Raw genomic sequence first — 7,181 nt, forward strand, 5'->3', positions numbered from 1 at the left:
CCGATCTTGCAAGGGTGAAAGAATTACGCACCCTTGGAGAGACCGAGCATGAAGCGGGCAATCACCAGGCTTCGGTCGACGCGCTGGCCGAGGCGAAGGAGATCCTCGGTCTCTGAGGCAATGGCCACTGACAGACCCGGGATAAAATAACAACGGCTAGGGAGTTCCAGCCCTTTGCCGCCGGTCGTGCGCGGCGCGGCGTAACGATGGCCGCATCCGTCCGCAGTGCGGACGGAGGGGTCGTACATCGCTTAGAAATGAATGTCGGCTCTAGGAAACGTCGCTTATGATGCAAGCGAGAGTTTGAACTCCAATGTCTCATGGCCACCAAGAGCTTTGTCGGCAGTATAGGTTCTTACCAATGTGCCACCTGCCTTTTCGATAACCCGCACTGACGCGGGATTGTCAGGGCTGGTCGTAATTTCCACGAACTCCAAGCCGACTGCTTTCGCCGCTGGCAGAATTGCAACAAGCGCGGCAGAAGCGAGCCCTTCCCCCCGTCGCCATGGCACGACAGCATATCCGATGTGACCTGAACAAGTGGGCGGCAATTCCTCTGTCCCTGGCTTCCATCGCAAGCCAATGTGGCCGCAGAACTCTTTATCCCATATCCACCGACGAATACTTGGCAAGCGCGCTACTTTTGAACCATCCGGCAATGTTACTGGCCCAGCTTTTGCAGTCGGGTCATCAAGGCTTGAAACAAATGATGCTGCGTCCTTTTCGATGCTTTTGATCTGCTCCTGTGCCGCCTCGGGCCGCAGGTTGTCCGGCGACCAGCCTCTTCGCAGAGCCGAAACGTAAGCAGGGATGTGGGCAATGCTTGGTTTGAGCAATCTCATTTGGCCCTCTCGAACGGAAAATTCTCCAAAAGCAGACATTCATGCACGGCTCAGCATCGGTCAATAATGCCTCAAACCGGCTCGATCAACTCTTCCCCGTCGTCGGATATTCCAAACCTCGCCACAGGATAGTGCTTTACACGGTACCCTGCCCCCAACTCCGGATCACCGGATCCGGCCAGCCATGCGTCCCGTTCATCAGTGCTTAGGATCACAGGCATGCGGTCGTGGATTGGTTCAACCGTGTCATTCGCGGCGCGCGTCATGATCGCGCAGGTGCGCAGTTCGTTCCAGACCGACATCAGGCCCGCGAACCAAAGCGTTTCCTCATTTCCAGCGCTGCTGAAGAAATGCGGCTGCTTCGGGCTTCGGTCACCGGTCCATTCATAGTATCCGCCAGCCGGTATCAGGCAGCGGCCGTAACGCCATGCTCCCCTGAAGCTTGGCTTTGACGCAGCCTCCTCAATACGCGCATTGATCGTGGCCGCACGCCAGTCCTTCAGCGTTCCCTTGTGCCAGCTCGGGATCAGGCCCCAACGTGCGCATGTCAGCTCGCCTTCCCAGAGGACATACACCTCCTGGGTCGGCTTGATGTTGAAGCGCCTTGGAAACGGATCGATCTTGATTTCACTCAGTTCGAATTCGGTCCCGCGCAGATTGGGGTCGATGTAGCGGCCGCACATTCGCAATTTTTGGCAGGTGGCGCGATGATTCTGCAAGCGATACAGTTTTGGGGGCGATGATCAGCTGCGGCCTGCTACAGTTGAGTGTTGACCGTTTGGAGCCCTTAGTAACCTCGACAAACACACATAAATGCTGTGGATTACGCAGAAAGCCTGACCGCGAAAACAAGGACGTTTGACTTGAGCCGTATAGCCATTTTGGGAAACACTGCTGGTGGAAAATCCACTCTCGCGAGGCATCTGTCTAAGACGAGAGGACTTCACCACATCGAGATTGATAAGCTGTATTGGCAACCCGACTGGTCGAAAACACCAACTGAAATCTATGAACGTCTCCACGACGAAGAAATCAAGAAGGAGAGTTGGGTTATCGACGGAGTTGGTGATTTCCCAACGATGATGAAGCGCGCCGATCATGCAACCGAACTGATATTATTAGATTTTCCAATTTGGGTTCACTTTTGGCGCGCTGCGGAGCGGCAAATGGCTTGGGCCAACGGAACGATCGAAAACCCACCTGCTGGAGGTCAAGATATGCCACCGACAGACCGTCTCTTTGAGATGATTTGGGAAATGGATCGTGATGGGATGCCCGTGCTTCGTACATTGTGCGATGAGCAGGAGGAACGCGGAAAAAACGTGATCCGCCTCAACTCGCTTGAGGAACTAGATACATTCTTCCAAGCTGGTTGAATATGAAATAGCATCAAAACTGCGGCCTGTCTTAGTTGGCAGCAACGTCCCGCACAGCTGCCACAGGGGCAGCGCCCATGCATCGACGTGAAGAGCCCTTTTCGGCCGTGTTGAAACCCAATAACATCGAGCGACACCTTTCGCGTTGGGAGCGACGGGGATGCTGTAAATCTGATTAGAAGGGGTGTCGCTTGGCTGATGTAACGGTTGCAGATGTTCGCATAGGGAATGGCAAGGCCATGACACTGATAGGTGGGATGAACGTCATCGAGTCACGCGACTTAGCCCTTCGTGTCGCTGACGCATTCGTGTCTGTTTCGCGGGATTTGGACATTCCGTATATTTTCAAGGCATCGTTTGACAAAGCAAACAGATCATCAATTCATTCTTACAGGGGACCTGGCTTGGACGAAGGGTTGAGGGTACTTCAAGACATCAAAACAGAGTTTGGTGTGCCGGTCATTACTGACGTGCATGAAGTTGCTCAAGCAGCACCCGTGGCGGAGATTTGCGATGTTCTGCAAGTGCCTGCTTTTCTGGCACGGCAAACCGATCTAATCGCAGCCGTTGCCGCCACAGATGCAGCAATAAATGTAAAAAACCTCAGTTTATGAGCCCATCCCAAGTCAGGAACCTTGTTGAGAAGCTTCGAGAGTGCGGCAATGATCGTATCATGCTGTGTGAGCGTGGCTCGTGCTTTGGATACGATAATCTCGTCGTTGATATGCTCGGGATTAGAACCATGAGAGAGTGCAGCGATGATGCGCCGATCATATTTGATGTTACCCACGCGCTGCAAATGAGAGATGCGATGTCTCATGCGTCTGGTGGCCGTCGTAATCAAGTAGCAGAATTGGGTCGATCAGGTTTGGCCATAGGTATCGCAGGTTTGTTCCTTGAGGCCCACCCCGATCCGGATAACGCAAAATGTGACGGCCCCAGCGCTCTGCCATTGGATCGTCTCAAGGATTTTCTGACGCAAATGAAGGCGGTGGATGATTTGGTAAAGAGTATGCCTGAGTTGAATTTGGACTGAACACGCAGAACTCTACTGACATCAGATCACCGATGAAGGTCTGCTGTGCGCGTCAGTCGATCAAAACTCAAACGTTTCTGTCACCGGCGGAATCGACATGGTGTGTGTGACCGTCACCGCTATTTGGCGTCTTTCTGACAGCGTTAGGTGGCGTATTTGGGCGTGCAGCTTGGCCAAAAAAGCAGAGCGGACATTCGTGCGTGATGCAGCGACAGGCAGGTCCGAGCCCATTTTTCCAAATGCTGCGCGGTACACGAATGTCCGATTGTTCGGATTTCTGCTTTGTGACAATCTCTGATGAAATTCGTTTGAGGCCCTCTTGATGCGTATCGTCTTTATCTTGTCTGCCCTACTGTTAGTCGCCACTTCAGCCTGGGCCGATATCCGTGCTGACGTGCGCGAGCTGTTCACCCGCGACATGGGCACGCTCGACTTCGCCCGCGTGAAAATCGAAGTGGATCGCATGATTGATCCCAGCATCGATGTTAATGCACAGCTTACCCAGATCGACCAAATGGTCGCCACCATTCGCACCATGCTGCTGCCAAATGCGACGAGCTGGGATAAGGTCGAAACCATCCGCCGTTTTATATATCAGGCAGGGGCTTGGAATGATGGCCGCGCCTTCAGCTACGACCATGATGACCCTTACGGCCTCGATGTGCACAACAAGCTGTTGTCGGATTACATTCAGGATCGGCGCGGCAACTGCATCACCATGCCGTTTCTGTTCATCATCCTCGGTCAAAGGCTGGGGCTGGACGTAACACCCGCCATGGCACCGCTGCGTGTCTTCGTGAAATTCACTGATGATCAGGGCATCACTCACAATCTGGAAGCCACAAGCGGGGCAGGGCGGGCGCGGGATCAACACTATCGCGACCTGCTGCCTATCACCGATGCCGCGATTTCAAACGGCGTGTTCCTGACCCCACTGGATGCGGAACAATCCGTCGCTGTCATCGCCGCAGTAATCGTGGAAGAGTTGATTGCTGAAAGCCGTTACCATGATGCTATGGCCGTGGCTGATATCCTGATCGAGCATTACCCGATGTTCGCCTATATCATGGTCAAGAAAGCCACCGCCTCTTACCACCTGTTGCGCACGGAATTTCACGAGAAATACCCAACAGCCCAAGACATTCCAGAAGATCAACGCCCCTACCTTGCCTACCTTCAGCGGGTCAATCAGGGCATGTTTGACAGAGCGGAATCTTTGGGTTGGCGGCCACTGCAAAGATAGGGTAACGTCTGCCTGTAATTACACGTTCTAGGGGAATAGATATGTTCCGCCATTTACAACAGCTCATTTTGACCGCGCTCTTTGCGGTTTTCACTTCGCAAGCCTCTGCGATATTTATTCAAGCTGATACCCTTGATCCTACCGAACAAGGTGTTGGAACAAACAGGTATGCTTACTCCGCAAATGATCCGATCAACAAGCTAGACCCTAATGGAAATCAATTTCATGACTGGCATTTAGATCAAGATGACGCTGATGCGGATAACAGGGATCGCGCTGATCGACTGTATGGCGAAGTCAACCGAATGCGGGATTCAGACCGCTTTATTGATAAGCTAAATGATTTCTTCGGTTTAGATAGACACCTTGAAAACTTAGCCCGAGAATATGAAGCTCGGATTGGCGTTTCAGTTGGCGACCGTGTGCGTATGGATGTGGGTGATGTTGCCGCTCAAGCTCTAATGGGAATACGACCAGGTGTTGGGGCTGGCGTGGCTCGCGGCGCAATACCGAAAAACTTACACACCCCTATCAATGGTGGACCTTTACCTCCTCATATTGCTTCCACATTTCGCAGCGGTACATATTCCTCGACTGTAACAACTTCACCAACGACCCTGTATCGTTCTTATGGTGGCTCAGCTAACCCTGTGGGCGGTTATTGGTCACGCACCAAGCCTCAAGGCGCTATGCAATCTCAGCTAGATAGTGCGCTTGCTCCACAATGGGGAAACACCGCTCAGCACACTGCCACAATCACTGTTCCTCGTGGTGTAACAATCTACGAAGGCGCAGCTGCCCCGCAATCGGTTGGGGCAAGCAGGCTTATGGGCGGCGGAAATCAAGTATATATTCCGAGGGTTAATCCAAAATGGCTGCACTAAGAGACATCAATGACGTATTGGACGATCTCTTGGCGTTACTCTCCCAATGCGACGAAACTTTCTGGCGGTCTAAGTTAAGCTCCACAAAGAAAAAGGATGTAAACGCCCAAAAAAGAGATGTCATGGCGTGGTTCGGTGGCATGGGATCATTTGGGGACTTGATACTATCAAAGTACAATGGACATTCGGTAAATGAATCAGACGAATCCGAACTGAACGATGCGCTTGATAACCTTCGCAACGAGTTATACGAGCTAGCAGCACGAAAAAGTTAATCGTCTTAAAAGTGAACGGTTTTGCAACACTTTCAGTGGGTGAATGATTTCAAAGCCTTGGCTGTCACAAAACCTTGTCGCAAAATGCCTGCATGAAATTAGGTTTTGCGCGTATCTCAACTTCGGATCAGGATGCCAGCCTGCAACGTAACGCCCTAAAGGTTGACCTGCTCCCCTGAAAAGTCCGCAATTTTGGGTTAGTCTGTTCCTATCGAAGGAGACAGACGATGAAGCGATCAAGGTTCACGGAAGAACAGATCATCGGTATTCTGAAGGGTAAGCCTCCGGTGGCGGCCGTCTGAACTTGTGTTGGCTGCGATGGTAAGTCCGCCCTTATGTCCGACTTTATCAACCGCCCTCAGATCGAAGTTCTTTCCGCCACCGAAGGTGAACGCCGCCGGTATTGGTCGGATGACGACAAACTGCGCATTGTGGAGGAAAGCTTCATCGGCCACCGTCAGGCGACAGCCACGGCGCGGCGACATGGTATCTGCCGATCACTTCTGACCACGTGGCGACGCCAGTTTCGAAACGGCGAGCTTGCGGCTTCCGGGGCAGTGTCGTTCGCGCCGGTGACCGTGACGAAAGCTCCGGCGCCGCAGACCAATTCAGTTGATTGCTGTCCGCCAAAGGACTGTCAAGTTGAAATAGTCCTGCTGAATAGGCGCCGTGTCATCGTGCCGGTGGGTGTGGAGCCCGCAGCGCTTGCCCGGATCCTGGCAGTGGTGGACGGGTAATGATCGCGTTTCCGGCTGGCGTGAAAGTTTGGATTGCGGGCGGCGTCACCGATATGCGACGTTATGCGGCGGCCTTGATTATGTGGAGTCCCGAGCGCCTCAGTCAAATTTATGCATTAATTGCAGAATAATAAAAGATCACTGCCGGGCGACAGCACAGCATAATCTAGACTTCCCAAGCGCCATCCTGGCGCATGGGAGATTTGATATGAACGTCATCAAAAGACCGGTCGCGGCACCAAGGACGATGGATGCGGGCGAACTGACGCCGTGGGTTAATCAGTTCGCTGAAGAACTCGCTTTGCTGAGGTACTCGCCCCTGACCATCCAAGGTTATACCGATAGCGCTCGCCATTTTGCCGCATGGCTTGCAATTGAGAAGATTGAGCTCAGGCGCGTTAACGACGACAGTCTTGGCCAGTTTGCCAAACATCGTTGTCGTTGCGGGGGGGCACGGCGAGCTATGCCCTGCTCGAGGGGCTATCTTAACCGTGTTCATCGTTTTATCTCGTTTCTCGCAAGACGTGGCATCATCGCTCCTCTGGCTGAAGCGGTCGCAGACTCTGTTGATCCTCTGGTTGGCGATTTTCAGGAATGGCTCCTGCGACATAGAGGCATTCGCGAACAGACGGCCGTATGGCACGGGAGAATGGTCATGCGGCTCCTCCCGTCACTGGGATCGGATCCGTGCGCATACGGCCCGGCTGGCATCCGAACAGCTGTTCTAAATGAAGCCCAACACTGCTCCGCAGCTTACACAAAGACAATGATGACCGCGCTGCGTGGAC

At 53.1% G+C, this 7,181-nt stretch carries 9 protein-coding genes and 1 pseudogene; 8 read left to right on the forward strand and 2 right to left on the reverse strand.

What is annotated here, in order from left to right; genetic code table 11:
• Positions 1-284: 284 nt before the first annotated feature.
• Positions 285-842, reverse strand: a complete 558-nt coding sequence (locus tag PUT78_RS22580; RefSeq protein WP_274354494.1) for a GNAT family N-acetyltransferase — start codon at positions 840-842, stop codon at positions 285-287.
• Positions 843-913: 71 nt separating this feature from the next.
• Positions 914-1,525, reverse strand: coding sequence for an SOS response-associated peptidase (locus PUT78_RS22585; RefSeq protein WP_274354495.1), 612 nt, complete (start codon positions 1,523-1,525; stop codon positions 914-916).
• Positions 1,526-1,705: 180 nt separating this feature from the next.
• Between PUT78_RS22585 and PUT78_RS22590 the strand changes: the two genes are divergently transcribed.
• The 8 genes and pseudogenes from PUT78_RS22590 to PUT78_RS22620 all read left to right on the forward strand — a co-directional run.
• Positions 1,706-2,218: a P-loop NTPase family protein gene (locus tag PUT78_RS22590; RefSeq protein ID WP_274354496.1), complete on the forward strand. Its 513-nt coding sequence runs from the start codon at positions 1,706-1,708 to the stop codon at positions 2,216-2,218.
• A gap of 257 nt (positions 2,219-2,475) precedes the next feature.
• A pseudogene (kdsA, locus tag PUT78_RS22595) lies at positions 2,476-3,254 on the forward strand (3-deoxy-8-phosphooctulonate synthase).
• Positions 3,255-3,576: 322 nt separating this feature from the next.
• Positions 3,577-4,497 carry a transglutaminase family protein gene (locus PUT78_RS22600; protein ID WP_274354501.1) on the forward strand — a complete coding sequence of 307 codons (921 nt, stop codon included), beginning with the start codon at positions 3,577-3,579 and terminating at the stop codon, positions 4,495-4,497.
• A gap of 41 nt (positions 4,498-4,538) precedes the next feature.
• Positions 4,539-5,381 carry an RHS repeat-associated core domain-containing protein gene (locus PUT78_RS22605; protein WP_274354497.1) on the forward strand — a complete coding sequence of 281 codons (843 nt, stop codon included), beginning with the start codon at positions 4,539-4,541 and terminating at the stop codon, positions 5,379-5,381.
• On the forward strand, positions 5,369-5,656 hold the full coding sequence (locus tag PUT78_RS23945; protein WP_420793555.1) for a DUF6966 domain-containing protein: 288 nt from the start codon (positions 5,369-5,371) through the stop codon (positions 5,654-5,656). The genes PUT78_RS22605 and PUT78_RS23945 overlap by 13 nt, the downstream gene beginning before the upstream one ends.
• 335 nt (positions 5,657-5,991) lie before the next feature.
• Positions 5,992-6,393 (forward strand): IS66-like element accessory protein TnpA, encoded by a 402-nt coding sequence (gene tnpA / locus PUT78_RS22610; protein ID WP_274354498.1) that lies wholly within the window; start codon positions 5,992-5,994, stop codon positions 6,391-6,393.
• Entirely contained in the window at positions 6,393-6,524 is a 132-nt protein-coding gene (locus tag PUT78_RS22615; protein WP_274354499.1) for a hypothetical protein, read from the forward strand. The genes tnpA and PUT78_RS22615 overlap by 1 nt, the downstream gene beginning before the upstream one ends.
• A gap of 77 nt (positions 6,525-6,601) precedes the next feature.
• A partial coding sequence (locus PUT78_RS22620; RefSeq protein ID WP_337994719.1) for a site-specific integrase occupies positions 6,602-7,181 on the forward strand: 580 nt, incomplete at its 3' end.

It is taken from the genome of Roseinatronobacter alkalisoli (assembly GCF_028745735.1).
GTDB classification, from domain to species: Bacteria; Pseudomonadota; Alphaproteobacteria; order Rhodobacterales; family Rhodobacteraceae; genus Roseinatronobacter; species Roseinatronobacter alkalisoli.